Raw genomic sequence first — 17,307 nt, 5'->3', positions numbered from 1 at the left:
ACCGATCTGCTGCTACGCTTTTGAGCATTTGTAGCGCAGGCCAGTGCCCGGCATTTGTCCGGGAATTCACAGCAAAGTAAGAAGACGGTGGAGCAACAAATGAGTACGTCGTTGGCTATCCTCACGATTGGTGTTGTGCCGATGTGTGAGGTATTACCGCTCCTGACGGAATATATTGAGGAACAACACATTACTCACCACAGCCTGCTGGGACAGATGCGGCGAGAAGATGTGATGGCCGAGTATGCGGTCTCGCCCGGCGAAGATGTGTTATTAACGCTGCTGAGCGATCATCAACTGGCTCATGTCTCGCGCCAGAAAGTCGAGCGCGATTTGCAAAGTATTGTTGAAGTGCTGGATAACCAGGGGGTTGACGTTATTTTGCTGATGAGCACGGCCTCAATTACCCGCCTGACGGCCCGCAATAGTATCCTGCTGGAGCCTTTACGAATAATTCCTCCCCTGGTGGCCTCAATTGTGGAAGGGCATCAGGTTGGAGTGATTGTGCCGGTCGCCGAATTGCGCCAGGCCCAGGAACAAAAATGGCAGGTGCTACAGACGTCTCCCGTCTATGCCGTGGCAAACCCGATTCACGGTTCTGAACAACAGCTGATTGATGCAGGAAAAGATCTGCTTGAGCAAGGTGCGGATGTGATCATGCTGGATTGTTTGGGTTTTAACCAACGCCATCGTGATTTACTGCAAAAGTCGCTGGATGTCCCGGTTCTTCTGTCTAACGTACTGATTGCCCGACTGGCATCCGAGTTGCTCGCTTAATTTTGCGTGACAGGTACAACGTCAGGCCCCTATATTGGTTATCAACTTAATCACGAGATAGGGCCAGTTGTATGCTTCAAAGTAATGAATACTTTTCCGGCAAAGTAAAATCGATTGGTTTTACCAGCAGCAGTACTGGCCGCGCCAGCGTTGGCGTTATGGCGGAAGGTGAATACACCTTTGGTACAGTAGCACCTGAAGAGATGACGGTGGTAAGCGGTGCGTTAAATGTGTTACTGCCGGGGGAAACTGAGTGGAAAGTATATGCCGCAGGGGATGTGTTTAACGTACCGGGCAACAGCGAATTTCATCTGCAAGTGGCAGAGCCAACATCCTACCTTTGCCGCTATCTGTAATTGTTTATTGCCTGATAATACTCACTTATCTGGCCTACAATATGCGTAGGCCAGATAAGTCGCAAGAGGTGACATCTGGCAATACGAAGTCACTCAGCGCTGTGCTTCGCCGCCTAATCCTTCCACCAGACTTTTAATCAACGCGGCCAGTTCACCCGTCATCAGGATGAAATCGGCATCAAAACGTTGAGCATAGTCTTCACGGTCGATGTCTTCATTCTGATCGCGCAGTTCATCGCTGAACTTCAGACGCTTAATGGAACCGTCGTCGCACATGACAAACTGAATACGCTGCTGCCAGTCGAGCGCCAGCTTGGTGACCAGTTTTCCTGCTTCAATGTGTACGGCAATTTCATCGCAAACCAGATCCTGTTTCTTCGCGCGGATCACGCCACCATCTTCCAGCATCGCTTTCAGTTCGGCTTCATCCAGTAGCTGGAAACCTTGCGCCGTCGTGCCGGAACGGACCCATTCGGTCAGCGTCAGTTCGATTGGGTTTTCCATCGTCAACGGGACAACCGGCAGTGAACCGAGGCTTTTACGCAGCAGTGCCAGCGTGTCCTCTGCTTTCTTTGCGCTTGCACAGTCGACAATGATCAGGTCATTGACGGTGTCGATCCACATCATTGTCTGGCTGAAGCGGCTAAAGGCGCGCGGCAGCAATGAGTGCAACACTTCATCTTTCAGCGAGTCTTTTTCGGTCTTTTTGAGCTTGCGACCCTGCTCAGCTTCCAGTTTGACTATTTTTGCTTCCAGCGCCTGTTTGATAACCGGCGACGGCAGAATTTTTTCTTCTTTGCGGGCGCAGATAATAATTTGGCCATTGGCGGTATGCGTTAATGCATCGCTGTGCGATCCCATCGGCGGAACCCAGCCCATTTTTGCCATATCCTGGCTACCGCAAGGGGTGAACGTCATTGATGCCAGCTGTTTTTCCATCTCTTCGGCACGCAAAGAAACATCGCGGCTAAGACGGTAAACCATTAAATTTTTGAACCACAGCATGATAATTTCCACGGCCTTGTCGTTAAATCCAGCGGGCATGATAGCGAATTGTCGCTATGCTTGCATTGTTAATCGGGAAGAGGAGTAAACCGTGCGTATTGGTATCGATTTAGGCGGTACGAAAACGGAAGTTATCGCGCTTGGCGATGCGGGTGAACAGCTTTTTCGCTATCGCCTGCCGACGCCGCGTGATGATTATCGACAAACCATAGAAACCATCGCCGCGCTGGTGGAGATGGCGGAAAAAGACACCGGGCAGGCGGGAACTGTGGGGATAGGGATCCCCGGATCGCTGTCGCCCTATACCGGGGTGGTGAAAAATGCCAACTCGACCTGGCTCAATGGACAACCCTTTGACAAAGACCTGAGTACGCGACTGAACCGTGAAGTCCGCCTGGCAAACGATGCTAACTGCCTGGCGGTGTCTGAAGCGGTCGATGGCGCAGCAGCGGGGGCGCAGACCGTGTTTGCGGTGATAATTGGTACCGGCTGTGGTTCCGGCGTGGCGCTCAATGGTCGGGTGCATACCGGTGGTAATGGCACGGCGGGCGAGTGGGGGCATAATCCGTTGCCGTGGATGGATGATGATGAGTTGCGCTATCGGCAAGAGGTACCTTGCTATTGCGGTAAACAAGGCTGTATTGAAACCTTTATCTCAGGGACCGGTTTTGCCACTGATTATCATCGCCTGAGCGGGAACCCGCTAAAAGGCAGTGAAATTATCCGTCTGGTTAACGAACAGGATGCGCTGGCGGAACAGGCGCTGAGCCGATATGAATTACGCCTGGCGAAATCGTTAGCGCATGTGGTGAATATTCTCGACCCGGATGTGATTGTGCTGGGCGGGGGAATGAGCAATGTCGACAGGCTGTACCAAAACGTTCCGTCACTGATTAAGCAGTTTGTTTTTGGCGGTGAGTGTGAAACGCCTCTGCGCAAGGCGTTACACGGTGACTCCAGTGGCGTGCGCGGCGCGGCCTGGCTGTGGCCGCAGGCATAAACTTTTACGTCGCGGGTGCAACGTGTTGCACACCGCGCTTCAGACGACCATAGATCAGCAGTGATGACATCGCGGAAAAAGACAGTAGCGCCGCAGGGATCGTTACGTAGTTGTAGGCAAAGCCCAGCGTCAACATTAAGCCGCCGAAGTAAGCGCCAATTGCGCTACCCAGATTAAAGGCCATTTGCCCTCCGGCCGCTCCCAGCAGTTCACCGCCCTTCGCGTTTTGCAGCAGTAAAATTTGCAGCGGTGCTGATAGCGCAAATAGCCCTGCACAGCAAATAAAGGCGAACGTCAGCGATGCGGCTTTGATGCCGCCGAATGCAAACAGCAGCAGCAGGGCCACGACAATCACAAAATCGGTTACTATCGCAATGCGTAGCGGCGTGTAGCGACCAGACAGTCGTCCGCTCATCAGGTTGCCCAACACCATCCCCAGCCCAACCAGCATCATGATGAAAGTCATCAGCGCTGCGGAGAATCCCGAGATGTACATCATGTAGGGTTTTACGTAGCTGAACCAGGCAAAAACACCGGCGTTCCCAAACATGGTGGCGGAGAAAATGAGCCACGGTTCGGGACTTTTCAGAAAGTGAAATTGCTCACGTAGTCCGCCTTTTGCTTCGTCGCGGAGGTTGGGTACCCAAAAGATAACCGACAGAATAACGGCGATGTTAAACACGGCAATCAGCAGAAACGTGTAGCGCCAGCTAAATGTCTGACTCAGCCAGGTGCCAACAGGGATGCCAATCAGATTGGCGACGGTCATGCCGGAAATCATACCCGCTACGGCGGCGGTGACTTTACCAGGACGCGCCAGCTTTGACAGGATAATCGCGCCGACGCCAAAAAATGCCCCGTGTGGAAAACCGGAGATTAGCCGGCCTACCGCCAGCATGAACAAGGAGGAGGAGAAGGTGAAGATGGCGTTCCCGGCTACACACAGTGTGACCAGAAACAGCAGAATATGTTTGAGGGAAAAACGATTGGAAAACACGGCGATAATGGGGGCGCCGATGACAACGCCAAAGGCGTAAAACGAAATCATATGGCCAGCATCGGGGATGGAAATGCCCACGTCACGTGCCAGTTCGGTTAATACGCCCATCATGCCAAACTCGGCCATGCCCAGCCCAAACGTCCCGAGGGCTAAAGAGAAAATGACTTTTTTCATACTACCTGCCAACAATAAAGACGCAGGATATGCGCCACAGCGCCGAATGCTCGCCGCCAATAAAGGGATAGCTTGCGGATAAGAAAGAGAGATTGCCATTTCATATCCGTCTTTGTGTATTCACGATCGTGCTATGTATTATGCCGGATGGTGCTTGCGCTTATCCGGCCTGCGAAATCGCACCCACTGACCGATTACTCCACCGCAAACATCTTGTCGAGTTTGCTGTAACCTAATCCATTGATTTTTTTAACCTTGATCTGCACGGGAATACGTTCTTTCATCGCTTCGACGTGGCTTATCACACCAATGGTCTTGCCCGTGGCGTTCAGGGCGTCCAGCGCGTCGAGGGCGGTATCCAGCGTTTCGCTATCCAGCGTACCGAAGCCTTCATCGAGGAACAGGGAGTCAATGCGAGTTTTGTGACTGACCAGATCGGACAACGCCAGCGCCAGCGCCAGACTCACGAGGAAGCTCTCGCCGCCGGATAGCGTGCGGGTATCACGCACGGCATCGGCCTGCCAGGTATCCACCACTTCAAGTTCCAGCGCCTCACTGGCCTTGCGTTGCAACAGATAGCGACCGTGCAGGCGGGTCAGCTGATTGTTGGCCAACCAGACAAGGTTATCCAGCGTCAGTCCCTGGGCAAATTTGCGGAATTTATCACCTTCTTTCGAGCCGATCAGCGCATTCAGGTAGCCCCAGTCTTCGACCTGCTGTGAGGCCTTTTCAATCTCTTGCATCAGGGTCTGCTGTTGCTGCCGGTTTTCGGCATCCTGCCGGAGCTGCTGGCGAATTTCGCCCTGGCGCGTGGTGTTATCCCGCAGTTGTTGCGTGAGCAGTGCCAGTGCATCGCGAAGATATTCCACGGTGAGTGTGAGATCCGCGCCAGCAGGCGGTTGCTGCTGATGCGTTGCCAGCGCCTGCTGAGCCTGGTTAAGCAGTGTTTGCGCCTGTTGTCGCTGGCCTTCCAGCGACTGCTTAAGCTGCTCAAGATGGTTAAATGCCTCTTCATCCAGCAGGGCAGCAAGGAAGGCGTCGCGATCGTCAAAAACACTGGCCTGCAATGCGCTATCAAATTGTGCCTGTATCTCAATTGCGCGTTGAGCTTCCTGGGCTTCCTGTTGTTGCAGCGACTGCCACTGGCCCTGTAATGAGAGGCAGTCGTCGTGCACCTGCCGCCAGTTTTCCAGCGCCAGGCTTTCTGTCGTTTCTTCCTTTGTGCCGGTTTCGGGCAATGTTTCCAGCAATGGCGCAAGCTGTGCCATTTTCGCCTGGAGCTCGGTCAGTTCATTCTGACGACGCTGCCACATCTGCGCTTCGCCCGCACGTGCGTTAAGCCAGGCGGTGATATCGTCATCGGCAGGAAGCGACAGACCGTAGCGGGTTAATTCAGCGAGAAGCGTAGTCTGCCGCTGTTCAATATGCCGCTGAAGCTGGGTTATCTGTTCGGAATGCGCAGTAATTTGAGCCTGCAGGGCATGACGCAGGCTCAACTGGTGAAGCTGTTGTTCGTGTTCCTCCTGGGCTGCAAGCCAGGGGGCGATATCATCCTGCGGTTGTAACGTTATGTTCAGACGGGTAGTCAGCGCCTGCCACTCTTTAGTAAGTGCTTGCTCCTCCTGAGAAAGCGTCTGTACCTCGCGTTCATCGCGCTGTAACTGTTGGGTTATCGCGTCGAGCTGTCCGCGTAGCGTTGACCCCTCATCGGCCAGCGTTTTGACCTCTTTTTCTAATGCATCCCGTCGCGCCTGATTGACGCTGAGTTCGAGTGTTTGATAGTGCTCAATGGCCGGATGCGTCGTGGAGCCACAAAGTGGACAAGGCTGTCCGGATTGCAGTAAAGCACGCTGGCTTTCCAGATCTTTAATCCGTGCTTCCTGCTCGCAGAGCGTTTTTACATCGGTCAGATGCTGATTTTTATCTTTATAACGCTGACGTTTTTCTGCCAGGGCCGCGTTGCGCTGAGCTTGCTCCTGCTGCCGCTGCTGAATTGTGCTGCGTAGCTGTACCAGCTGTTTTTGTTTCGGTGCAATTTGTCCATGCAGATTGCTCAGTTGCTGGCGTAATGGACGCCACTGTGAGTGCTGCGCCAGTGCTACCGTGACCTCTTGCGCGTTAAGGGCCAACGAGGGAAGCGGCAGTGCATCCAGCTTGCGTACGTCGCTGTCGCGTAGTTTTTGCCACTGACGTAGCTGGTCGTTAGCGTCAGATTGCTGTGCCAATAGCGCTTTCCATCCTGCCAGTTCGCTGCTCCATAAGCGGAAACGGTCATGTTCGTTCAGCCAGTCGGTTAGCGTCTGCTGTTCGGTGAGCAGGGTCACCGACTGTTTTTGTGCCTGCTGACGGATGCGCCCACGCAGCGTTAAGCTGCTTTGTAAGCGAGCATTCACTTCCTGAATATTCTGTCGTGTTCGGCTAAGCGTGGCGGATTGTTCCTGAATTCGCTCCCAGTGCGGGCGCAACGCTCTGGCGGGATGTGCCAGGCTGAGTGTCGCCAACTGCGGCTGTGCTTTTTCTTGTGCCTCTTTTGCGGTTTGTAATGCTTGCTGGTGGCGGCGTATTTCCGCCTGCAGCTCATTTTGTCGGGTGAGCCAATTAAGATGCTGTTGCTGGATGTGCTGACGGGTAAGATGCTGTTTCTCTTCGTCAGTAAGTACCTGCAAACTTTCTGTCAGTGACTGCACCTGCTCTGCGGCGAGCAGGGCAACACCGCTGGCCTGCGCCTGTAGCTTTTCCAGCGCAGTGCGCGCCGCTTTATGTTTTTCGAACACCATGGCGGAGATTTGTCCATAAATCTCGGTCCCCGTCAGTTCTTCCAATAGCTCGGCGCGTTCTTTCGGTTTGGCATTGAGAAAAGCAGCGAACTGCCCCTGAGACAGCAGCATAGAACGGGTAAAGCGTCCGTAGTCCAGCCCGGTAAGTTCGGCAGTGATTTCCAGCTTGTCTTTAACTTTATCGGCGAGGATTTTGCCATCGGCGCAGCGAGCCAGTTCGACACGCGGAACCTGCAGGTTACCTTCTGGTTGATTGCGCGCGCGGTTCTGACTCCAGAATGCGCGATAGGCTTCGCCTCTGACCTCGAATTCAACTTCGGCCAGACATTCCGCCGTGTCGCGGGTCATCAGGTCATTTTGCGACTGCGATACGGTATTGAGTCGTGGTGTTTCGTGGTACAGCGCGAGGCAAATGGCGTCCAGCAGGGTGGTCTTCCCGGCACCGGTTGGACCGGTGATGGCAAACAGCCCGTTGCTGGCAAAAGGCTCTGCCGTGAAATCAACTTTCCATTCCCCTTTCAGGGAGTTGAGGTTTTTCAGACGCAGGCTGAGAATTTTCATGCTTCGGTCTCCCCGGCGAGCGTGTGTAAGGTCGTGTTAAACAGGTGATTCAGGCGCTCACGCTGTGGATCGTCGAGTTCTTCCAGCGCCAGACGGCGGTCAAATACCTCTGTCACGCTCAATTCACTCAACGTTTCACGTCGTTCATTGGCCATGATGCGCTCGCGTTGTTCACGGCTACGACGCACCAATAAGACTTCTACCGGTAAATCCTCGGTCAGGGCCTGGATTTTGCGCTGCATATCGTGCAGATAGTCATCGGTTGCGATTTCTATATCTAACCACACCGGCGGTTCCTGTTGCGTGTCACGCCATTGTTCCAGCTGTGCGCTAATCGTCGCTATATCGCCTTTCAACACGGCAAGCTGTTGGGTTACTGGCACGATGAGGTTTTCAACGGCGCTCAGCTTACCGTTTTCAAAGCTCACCAGGTGGACGCATTTGCTTTTGCCGCACTCGTCAAAACTGAGTGCAATTGGGGAGCCGCAATAGCGAATATGTTCTGTACCGCCGATGACCTGTGCCCGGTGAATATGTCCCAGCGCGATGTAATCCGCTGGTGGGAAATTTTGTGCCGGAAAAGCATCCAGCGTCCCAATATAAATATCACGTACGGCGTCACTTTTACTGGCACCGACGGTGGTCAGATGTCCTGTCGCAATAATCGGCAGATTCTGGTCGCCACGCAGCGCGCAGGCGTCCTGATATTGCTGTTGGTAATAGTCGGTGATTGCACCTAATACATGCTGCTGTTTTTCGTGACCGGTTAGCCCCGCCTGGCTGGTAATGATGTCACGTGGGCGTAAAAAAGGAACCGGACAGAGGATCGCGCCCGGCATGCCGTCGCGTTGAAGTAGCACTTGCGGTGCATGGCCCGCGCTGGCCACGACGGTGGTGTTGAGGAACGCCAGAATATCGCGGGATTCATTGAGTGTGGCAACGGAGTCATGGTTTCCTGCCAGCACGACCAGATGACAGCCTGTTTGCTGTAGATTGACAACAAAACGGTTATAGAGCTCGCGGGCGTAGCTTGGCGGTGAACCGGTATCAAAAATATCGCCTGCCACAATAATGGCATCCACCTGATGGGATTGTGCCGTTTCCAGCAGCCAGTCGAGAAAGGCCTGGTGTTCAGCGGCGCGGCTCTTGCTGTAGAAATTTTGGCCCAGATGCCAGTCAGACGTGTGGAGGATGCGCATAAGAGTTCCATGACAAAAAAACGATGGCGGAGATTATAACCTTGCAAGGGCGGTAATATCTTGTTTCCGGGCTGTCATAATTCGCCTGGCTGCGTTAAACCTGGACTATCTTTTCATAAATCTGTCATAAAAGTGACGCATAATGCCACGGTATTGATGGCAAACGATTTAATTATAAACAGGGCAAATCATGGCGAGACGTATTCTGGTCGTAGAAGATGAAGCTCCAATTCGTGAAATGGTCTGCTTCGTGCTCGAGCAAAACGGTTTTCAACCCGTAGAAGCCGAAGACTATGACAGTGCTGTGAACCAACTTAATGAACCCTGGCCGGATCTTGTCCTGCTTGACTGGATGCTTCCCGGCGGCTCGGGTCTACAGTTTATTAAACACCTCAAGCGTGAAGCGATGACGCGGGATATCCCCGTGATGATGCTGACGGCGCGCGGTGAAGAAGAAGACCGTGTGCGGGGACTGGAAACCGGCGCGGATGACTATATTACTAAGCCGTTCTCTCCGAAGGAGCTGGTGGCGCGTATTAAAGCCGTATTACGACGTATTTCCCCCATGGCGGTGGAAGAGGTTATCGAGATGCAGGGGCTGAGTCTTGACCCTACCTCGCACCGTGTGATGACCGGTGAGGACCCGCTGGATATGGGACCTACCGAATTCAAATTGCTCCATTTCTTTATGACCCATCCTGAGCGTGTCTACAGCCGCGAGCAATTACTCAATCATGTGTGGGGAACCAACGTATATGTAGAGGACCGGACGGTCGATGTACATATTCGTCGATTGCGTAAAGCGCTGGAGCATAGTGGGCATGATCGTATGGTGCAGACGGTACGCGGGACGGGATATCGCTTTTCGACTCGCTTCTGACTGCAGGTAATAAGAGCCTGAGGGATTAGGCTGTAAATGGAGTGTGACGTTTGCTTGAACGATTGTCATGGAAAAGGCTGGTACTGGAGCTGATCCTCTGCTGCATACCGGCTTTTATCCTTAGCGCTTTTTTTGGTTATCTACCCTGGTTTTTACTGGCGTCGGTAACGGGTCTGCTTATTTGGCATTTCTGGAATTTATTGCGGTTGTCCTGGTGGCTGTGGGTCGACAGGAGTATGACGCCTCCACCGGGGCGTGGCAGTTGGGAGCCACTGCTCTACGGCCTGCATCAAATGCAGTTGCGTAACAAAAAGCGCCGTCGCGAATTGGGTAACCTCATTAAACGTTTTCGCAGCGGTGCCGAATCACTGCCCGACGCAGTGGTGCTGACCACTGAAGAAGGCGGGATTTTCTGGTGTAACGGACTGGCACAGCAGGTTTTAGGGTTACGCTGGCCGGATGATAGCGGGCAAAACATTCTTAACCTGCTGCGCTACCCGGAATTCACTTTATACCTGAAAACGCGCGATTTTAGTCGGCCGATCAACTTGGTTCTCAATACCGGACGGCATCTGGAAATTCGTGTAATGCCCTACACCGATAAGCAATTGCTGATGGTGGCGCGTGATGTTACGCAGATGCACCAACTGGAAGGTTCCCGGCGTAACTTTTTCGCCAACGCCAGCCATGAGCTGCGCACACCGCTGACGGTGCTGCAAGGTTATCTGGAGATGATGCAGGAGCATCCGCTGGAAGGGACGACGCGAGAAAAAGCGCTGCATACCATGCGTGAGCAAACCTACCGTATGGAAGGGCTGGTGAAGCAGTTGCTGACACTGTCGAAAATTGAAGCTGCACCGACGATGATGCTCAATGAAAAGGTGGATGTACCGATGATGCTGCGCGTGGTTGAACACGAAGCACAAACGCTGAGCCAGCATAAACACACGTTTACTTTTGATGTTGATAGCCAACTGAACGTGCGGGGCAACGAAGAACAACTGCGTAGCGCAATCTCAAACCTCGTGTATAACGCGGTGAATCACACGCCTGCGGGAACGCATATTACCGTACGCTGGCAGCATGTGGCGTCGGGAGCGGAGTTTAGCGTGGAAGATAACGGTCCGGGTATTGCTGCTGAGCATATTCCACGTCTGACTGAGCGTTTTTATCGTGTAGATAAAGCGCGATCCCGACAAACGGGGGGGAGCGGATTAGGACTGGCGATTGTGAAGCATGCTCTGCATCATCACGACAGCCGTTTGAATATAGACAGTACCCCAGGCAAAGGAACACGTTTTAGTTTTGTGCTTGCGGAACGTTTAATTGCCAAAAATAACGGTTGAAACGTATTCGTAAGCTTATCTTTCCAAAAGCCAGCGCAAGCTGGCTTTTTTTGTTGCAGTCAATAAATAGATCCTGAATTTTACGACGTTTGATTGTTTTTTGTTCGCATGATTACCCATGTCTTTTTCCAGGGAATGGTGTTTTGTGCTGGCTCAATTTTTCATATCGCTATATTGTTCTGGTTTTTAGATCCCACCTTGCTTTAAAACGTTATAAGCGTTTAAATTGCGCATCAAATGCTGTCATACCGACTGCATTTACGCGGTAAATCGAAAAACTATTCTTCGCCGCGCCATGCAGGGAGAATTTCCCGCTGGAGTTGCTTAAAAATTCCGCTGTATCATCCCGCGGGGAAAGGCAGAAAATTAAACGTTTTCAACACCACATCCACAGGCAGTAAGACTTTATGACCCATCAGTTAAAATCGCGCGATATTATCGCTCTGGGATTTATGACATTTGCACTGTTCGTTGGTGCAGGTAACATTATTTTCCCCCCAATGGTTGGTTTGCAGGCAGGCGAACACGTCTGGACTGCAGCCTTTGGCTTCCTGATTACCGCCGTAGGCCTTCCGGTACTTACCGTGGTCGCACTGGCGAAAGTAGGCGGCGGCGTGGACAGCCTGAGCACGCCTATCGGTAAAGTTGCCGGTCTGCTGCTGGCTACCGTCTGCTATCTGGCCGTGGGGCCATTATTCGCCACGCCGCGTACCGCAACGGTTTCGTTCGAAGTTGGGATTGCACCGTTGACCGGTGATTCCGCGCTGCCGCTGTTCATCTACAGCGTGGTGTACTTCGCGATTGTGATTCTGGTGTCACTGTATCCCGGCAAACTGCTGGATACCGTGGGCAACTTCCTGGCTCCGTTGAAAATTCTGGCACTGGTTGTGCTTTCCGTGGCGGCGATTGTCTGGCCAGCGGGCCCGATCAGCAATGCGATGGAAGCCTATCAAAACGCAGCATTCTCGAATGGCTTTGTGAACGGCTATCTGACGATGGATACGCTGGGTGCGATGGTCTTTGGTATTGTTATCGTGAACGCTGCTCGCTCGCGTGGCGTTACCGAAGCACGTCTGCTGACGCGTTATACCGTCTGGGCGGGTTTGATGGCGGGTATCGGCTTAACGTTGCTGTACCTCGCGTTGTTCCGCCTGGGTTCAGACAGTGCGACGCTGGTCGATCAATCTGCTAACGGTGCGGCAATTCTGCATGCGTATGTTCAGCACACCTTCGGTGGTGCAGGCAGCTTCCTGCTGGCGGCGTTGATTTTCATTGCTTGCCTGGTGACTGCGGTTGGACTGACCTGTGCGTGCGCCGAGTTCTTCGCACAGTATGTTCCACTGTCTTATCGTACGCTGGTGTTTATCCTTGGCGGCTTCTCCATGGTGGTCTCTAACCTTGGCCTGAGCCATCTGATTCAGATCTCTATTCCAGTGCTGACGGCTATCTATCCGCCATGTATCGCACTGGTTGTATTAAGTTTTACCCGCTCATGGTGGCATAATTCTTCCCGCGTCATTGCACCTGCGATGTTTATCAGCCTGATTTTTGGTATCCTTGATGGCATTAAAGCTTCTGCAATTGGCGATGTCTTACCAGCCTGGACCCAGCGTTTACCGCTGGCAGAACAAGGGCTGGCGTGGTTGATGCCAACAGTCGTGATGGTGGTCCTGGCCGTTATCTGGGATCGCGCAGCGGGTCGACAAGTGACCTCCAGCGCACACTAATATCACTGACAATAAGTTTTAACCACGGGGCTATTAATATGGCCCCGTGGTTTTTTATTGTGTTAACAGGTTAGGAATCGATGGAAAGTAATAACAAGCTAAAGCGTGGGCTGAGCACCCGGCACATTCGCTTTATGGCACTAGGTTCAGCAATTGGTACCGGGCTGTTCTACGGTTCAGCCGATGCCATCAAAATGGCGGGGCCGAGCGTGTTGCTGGCCTATATTATCGGTGGCGTCGCGGCGTACATTATTATGCGTGCGCTGGGCGAAATGTCAGTCCATAACCCCGCAGCCAGCTCTTTCTCGCGCTATGCGCAGGAAAACCTCGGACCGTTGGCTGGCTACATTACCGGCTGGACCTACTGTTTTGAAATCCTGATTGTCGCCATTGCCGATGTGACAGCCTTCGGTATTTACATGGGCGTCTGGTTCCCGGCCGTACCGCACTGGATTTGGGTACTCAGTGTCGTGCTGATTATCTGCGCTATTAACCTGATGAGCGTGAAGGTGTTTGGTGAGCTGGAATTCTGGTTTTCGTTCTTCAAAGTTGCCACCATCATCATCATGATTGTTGCTGGTTTCGGCATTATCATTTGGGGGATTGGCAACGGCGGGCAACCGACCGGCATCCATAACCTGTGGAGTAACGGCGGGTTCTTTAGCAACGGCTGGCTCGGGATGGTGATGTCGCTGCAAATGGTGATGTTCGCCTACGGCGGGATTGAGATTATTGGTATTACCGCGGGTGAAGCAAAAGACCCGGAAAAATCTATTCCGCGCGCAATCAATTCTGTCCCCATGCGCATTCTGGTGTTTTATGTGGGGACGCTGTTCGTCATTATGTCTATCTACCCGTGGAACCAGGTCGGCACAGACGGCAGCCCGTTCGTCCTGACATTCCAGCACATGGGTATTACCTTTGCGGCAGGCATTCTCAACTTTGTGGTTCTGACTGCGTCGCTGTCAGCCATTAACTCTGATGTCTTCGGTGTAGGCCGTATGCTGCACGGTATGGCTGAGCAGGGTAGTGCACCAAAAATGTTCGCTAAAACCTCGCGCCGCGGCGTGCCGTGGGTAACAGTGATGGTGATGACGATTGCGCTGTTGTTTGCGGTATATCTAAACTACATCATGCCGGAAAATGTCTTCCTGGTGATCGCTTCGCTGGCAACGTTCGCCACGGTATGGGTGTGGATCATGATCCTGTTGTCGCAGATTGCCTTCCGTCGTCGTCTGCCGCCGGAAGAAGTCAAAGCGCTGACGTTTAAAGTGCCTGGCGGCGTGGTCACGACGGTGATTGGTCTGATTTTCCTGGTCTTTATCATCGGGCTTATCGGCTACCATCCGGATACCCGTATTTCGCTGTATGTTGGCTTTGCGTGGATTATCCTGCTGCTGGCAGGTTGGGTATTCAAACGCCGCCGCGAGCGTCAACTGGCTGAAGTACAGTAATTTGTTTGCCGGGTAAGACAGTGTCGACACCCGGCAACATCTCCTCCCCCGAACTCCTCCCCCAATAAACGTTAAGATGATGAGTGATCCTGCACTTCGCTATGGCAAGGTGTCGTCATTATCATCAAAGGGGATACGTGATGTTGAACGCCTGGCACCTTCCGGTTGCCCCATTTGTGAAGCAAAACAAAGATCAACTGACGATTACGTTATGGCTGGCAGGGGAAAATCCTCCTCAGCGCGTGACGCTACGCGCTGAAAACGATAACGAAGAAATTTCCCTGTGCATGCACAAACAGCGCAGTCAACCGCACCCTGGTGTCACCGCATGGCGCGCGGCGATCGATCTTACCAGCGGGCAGCCCCGTCGACGCTATAGCTTTAAATTGCTTTGGCTCGATCGTCAATTGTGGTTCACCCCGCAGGGATTCAACCGCTTTCCGCCTGCGCGTCTGGAGCAGTTTGCCGTCGATGTACCGGACAACGGTCCGCAATGGGTGGCTGACCAGGTTTTCTATCAGATTTTCCCGGACCGCTTTGCCCGCAGCCAGTCGCGTGATGCGGGGCCGGATAATGTCTATTATCACCACGCCGCCGGGCAGGATATTGTGCAGCGTGACTGGGAAGAACCGCTGACTGCAGAGGCAGGAGGCTCGACGTTTTATGGCGGCGATTTGGACGGCATCAGCGAGAAACTGCCGTATCTGAAAACGTTAGGGGTAACGGCGCTGTACCTGAATCCGGTATTTACCGCACCAAGTGTACATAAATACGATACCGAAGATTATCGCCATGTTGATCCGCAGTTTGGCGGCGATCGGGCGTTGCTGCGTTTGCGGCAGAACACGCAACAGCAGGGGATGCGCCTGATTCTGGACGGTGTTTTTAACCATAGCGGCGACTCACATGCCTGGTTTGACCGGCATCATCGCGGGACGGATGGAGCGTGCCATAATCCGGATTCCCCCTGGCGCGACTGGTACCATTTTTCTGATGATGGGGTTGCGCTGGACTGGTTGGGGTACTCAAGCCTACCCAAACTGGACTTTTCCTCTGAAAGCCTGGTGAATGAAATTTATCGTGGCGAAGACAGTATTGTTCGGCACTGGCTAAAAGCACCTTGGAGTATGGACGGCTGGCGACTGGATGTTGTGCATATGCTGGGCGAGGCGGGTGGCGCACGTAACAACCTGCAGCATGTGGCTGGGATTACCCAGGCGGCGAAAGAAACGCAGTCAGAAGCGTATGTGGTGGGTGAGCATTTTGGCGATGCCCGTCAGTGGCTACAGGCTGATGCTGAAGATGCCGCCATGAACTATCGCGGCTTTACCTTTCCTGTCTGGGGCTTTCTCGCCAACACCGATATCTCTTACGATCCGCAGTCGATTGACGCCCAGACCTGTATGGCGTGGATGGATAACTACCGCGCGGGTCTGTCGCATCAGCAGCAGTTGCGCATGTTCAACCAGCTCGACAGCCACGATACCGCCCGCTTTAAATCGCTGTTGGGCAAAGATGTTGCGCGCCTGCCGTTGGCAGTGGTATGGCTGTTTACCTGGCCTGGTGTTCCCTGTATTTACTACGGTGATGAAGTGGGGCTGGACGGGAATAACGATCCGTTTTGCCGCAAGCCGTTCCCGTGGCAAAAGGAAAAGCAGGATAGCGAGTTGCTGGCGTTATACCAACGGCTGGCAAAAATGCGTCACGGTAACCAGGCGTTACGCCATGGCGGTTGTCAGGTGATTTATGCCGAGGACAACGTGGTGGTGTTTGTGCGGGTACTGAACCGACAGCGCGTGCTGGTGGCGATCAATCGCGGTGACGCTTGTGAAGTCGTGCTGCCAGCCTCACCGTTGCTCGATGTCAGTCAATGGCAGCACAAAGAGGGCAAAGGCCAACTCGTCGATGATATCCTGATGCTGCCCGCAATATCGGCTTCAGTCTGGATGAGTCATTGATACAAACGCGTAATTTCCTCACTGGTCAGCAGCGTTTCCCGCCACCAGCGCTGCGCCAGCCCGTCGCTGTTATTGCGCCACGCCATATAGGCGACGTCTTTTTGACGAAATGAGATAACCGTTTTTTCCACCAGCTCACCGCTGGCAATCCATGGGCTGGCAATGTGGCGGGGAAGAAATCCACAGCCCATTCCCGCCCGCAACAGCATCACCTTGCTGTGGAAATCATCGACGCGAATCTGCGCCTGTTCATCCATCAGGTTGGTCTGTAACGGGTGGCAAAAGCGAGCGCTGTCGCTGATAACAATTGCCCGGTGCAGGCACAATTGCTCATTCGTCAGGTCATCAGGCGCGCTCGCCAGCGGGTGTCCTGGGGCGACGACAAAGACATTGTCCAGCGTGCCGAGCATTTTGTAGGACCAGGCGGCGGATGTGGGCGGTTCATTAATTGCGCCGAGGATAATATCTGCCCCGTTGTGGGTCAGTTCCTCCCATGAACCCGCCAGCGTATGGTGGGTAAAGTTGAGACGGGTTTGTTTATTAAGCGCATGAAATTCATCAATAATGGGTAGCAATGTGGCAAAGGGGAAGGAGTCATCGAGCGCTATTGCCAGTTCTTTTTCCCAGCCTGCGCTCAGCTGTAACGCTTGTTTCTCGAGGTCTTTGGCCGCGCGGAGCAGCAAACGCCCCTTTTCCAGCATCATCCGTCCGGTGTCGGTGAATTTTGCCCGGTGTCCGGAACGGTCAAGCAATTCAATGTTCAGATCGCTTTCCAGCTTCTTAATCATATAGCTGAGTGCTGCAGGTGTTTTAAATAGCGATTCGGCCGCTGCGGCAAAAGAGCCCTGTTTGTCGAGTGCGTCGAGGATCAGCAGAACGTCCAGATTGAGGCGCATAAGAGGAAAATATCCTTAAAATTAAACCCCTCTGTTGTACCGAAATGAGAAAAACAATACCAGTGAATATACTAGATGAGTCATGCTCATGATGTTGTTTAGGATATATCGCAAAACAGAATTAATAGTTTCACAGGATGGTTAGTTTTCTTTAATAACTCGTTAGAAATTTCCCGCTATACTCAACAAGCTTTCTG

At 53.0% G+C, this 17,307-nt stretch carries 13 protein-coding genes; 8 read left to right on the top strand and 5 right to left on the bottom strand.

Going from position 1 to position 17,307, the window contains the following annotated elements; all coding sequences use genetic code 11:
• Nucleotides 1-99 precede the first annotated feature (99 nt).
• Nucleotides 100-777 carry an AroM family protein gene (locus tag ACLJXE_RS06385; RefSeq protein WP_410750389.1) on the top strand — a complete coding sequence of 226 codons (678 nt, stop codon included), beginning with the start codon at nucleotides 100-102 and terminating at the stop codon, nucleotides 775-777.
• A gap of 71 nt (nucleotides 778-848) precedes the next feature.
• Nucleotides 849-1,133: a pyrimidine/purine nucleoside phosphorylase gene (ppnP, locus tag ACLJXE_RS06380; RefSeq protein WP_248890785.1), complete on the top strand. Its 285-nt coding sequence runs from the start codon at nucleotides 849-851 to the stop codon at nucleotides 1,131-1,133.
• Between the two features lie 93 nt (nucleotides 1,134-1,226).
• Here the strand turns inward: ppnP and rdgC are convergent, their stop codons facing one another.
• Entirely contained in the window at nucleotides 1,227-2,138 is a 912-nt protein-coding gene (gene rdgC / locus ACLJXE_RS06375; protein ID WP_286628534.1) for a recombination-associated protein RdgC, read from the bottom strand.
• A 91-nt stretch (nucleotides 2,139-2,229) separates the two neighbouring features.
• On the opposite strand from rdgC, the gene mak reads away from it, so the two are divergent.
• Entirely contained in the window at nucleotides 2,230-3,138 is a 909-nt protein-coding gene (mak, locus tag ACLJXE_RS06370) for a fructokinase (protein WP_286628533.1), read from the top strand.
• A 4-nt stretch (nucleotides 3,139-3,142) separates the two neighbouring features.
• On the opposite strand, the gene araJ is transcribed toward mak, so the two are convergent.
• The 3 genes from araJ to sbcD all read right to left on the bottom strand — a co-directional run bounded on the left by araJ (nucleotide 3,143) and on the right by sbcD (nucleotide 8,849).
• Nucleotides 3,143-4,312, bottom strand: coding sequence for an MFS transporter AraJ (gene araJ / locus ACLJXE_RS06365; protein WP_286628532.1), 1,170 nt, complete (start codon nucleotides 4,310-4,312; stop codon nucleotides 3,143-3,145).
• Nucleotides 4,313-4,506: 194 nt separating this feature from the next.
• Entirely contained in the window at nucleotides 4,507-7,650 is a 3,144-nt protein-coding gene (gene sbcC, locus ACLJXE_RS06360) for an exonuclease subunit SbcC (RefSeq protein ID WP_410750388.1), read from the bottom strand.
• Nucleotides 7,647-8,849: an exonuclease subunit SbcD gene (gene sbcD / locus ACLJXE_RS06355; RefSeq protein WP_410750387.1), complete on the bottom strand. Its 1,203-nt coding sequence runs from the start codon at nucleotides 8,847-8,849 to the stop codon at nucleotides 7,647-7,649. The genes sbcC and sbcD overlap by 4 nt, the downstream gene beginning before the upstream one ends.
• A 190-nt stretch (nucleotides 8,850-9,039) precedes the next feature.
• Here sbcD and phoB point away from each other — a divergent pair, with 190 nt between their 5' ends.
• The 5 genes from phoB to malZ all read left to right on the top strand — a co-directional run bounded on the left by phoB (nucleotide 9,040) and on the right by malZ (nucleotide 16,214).
• Nucleotides 9,040-9,729: a phosphate response regulator transcription factor PhoB gene (phoB, locus tag ACLJXE_RS06350; protein ID WP_003021496.1), complete on the top strand. Its 690-nt coding sequence runs from the start codon at nucleotides 9,040-9,042 to the stop codon at nucleotides 9,727-9,729.
• 50 nt (nucleotides 9,730-9,779) lie between these two features.
• Nucleotides 9,780-11,075 (top strand): phosphate regulon sensor histidine kinase PhoR, encoded by a 1,296-nt coding sequence (phoR, locus tag ACLJXE_RS06345; RefSeq protein WP_410750386.1) that lies wholly within the window; start codon nucleotides 9,780-9,782, stop codon nucleotides 11,073-11,075.
• Between the two features lie 407 nt (nucleotides 11,076-11,482).
• Nucleotides 11,483-12,802, top strand: coding sequence for a branched-chain amino acid transporter carrier protein BrnQ (gene brnQ, locus ACLJXE_RS06340; RefSeq protein ID WP_286628528.1), 1,320 nt, complete (start codon nucleotides 11,483-11,485; stop codon nucleotides 12,800-12,802).
• Nucleotides 12,803-12,882: 80 nt separating this feature from the next.
• On the top strand, nucleotides 12,883-14,256 hold the full coding sequence (gene proY, locus ACLJXE_RS06335; RefSeq protein WP_410750385.1) for a proline-specific permease ProY: 1,374 nt from the start codon (nucleotides 12,883-12,885) through the stop codon (nucleotides 14,254-14,256).
• A gap of 140 nt (nucleotides 14,257-14,396) precedes the next feature.
• On the top strand, nucleotides 14,397-16,214 hold the full coding sequence (malZ, locus tag ACLJXE_RS06330; protein ID WP_410750384.1) for a maltodextrin glucosidase: 1,818 nt from the start codon (nucleotides 14,397-14,399) through the stop codon (nucleotides 16,212-16,214).
• Here malZ and ACLJXE_RS06325 read toward each other — a convergent pair.
• Entirely contained in the window at nucleotides 16,208-17,110 is a 903-nt protein-coding gene (locus tag ACLJXE_RS06325; RefSeq protein WP_410750383.1) for a LysR family transcriptional regulator, read from the bottom strand. The genes malZ and ACLJXE_RS06325 overlap by 7 nt on opposite strands.
• Nucleotides 17,111-17,307: the final 197 nt, after the last annotated feature.

The sequence above is a fragment of the Citrobacter sp. U14242 genome (assembly GCF_046555775.1).
Lineage (GTDB): Bacteria > Pseudomonadota > Gammaproteobacteria > Enterobacterales > Enterobacteriaceae > Citrobacter.
This window is presented reverse-complemented; position numbering and strand designations above follow the sequence as displayed.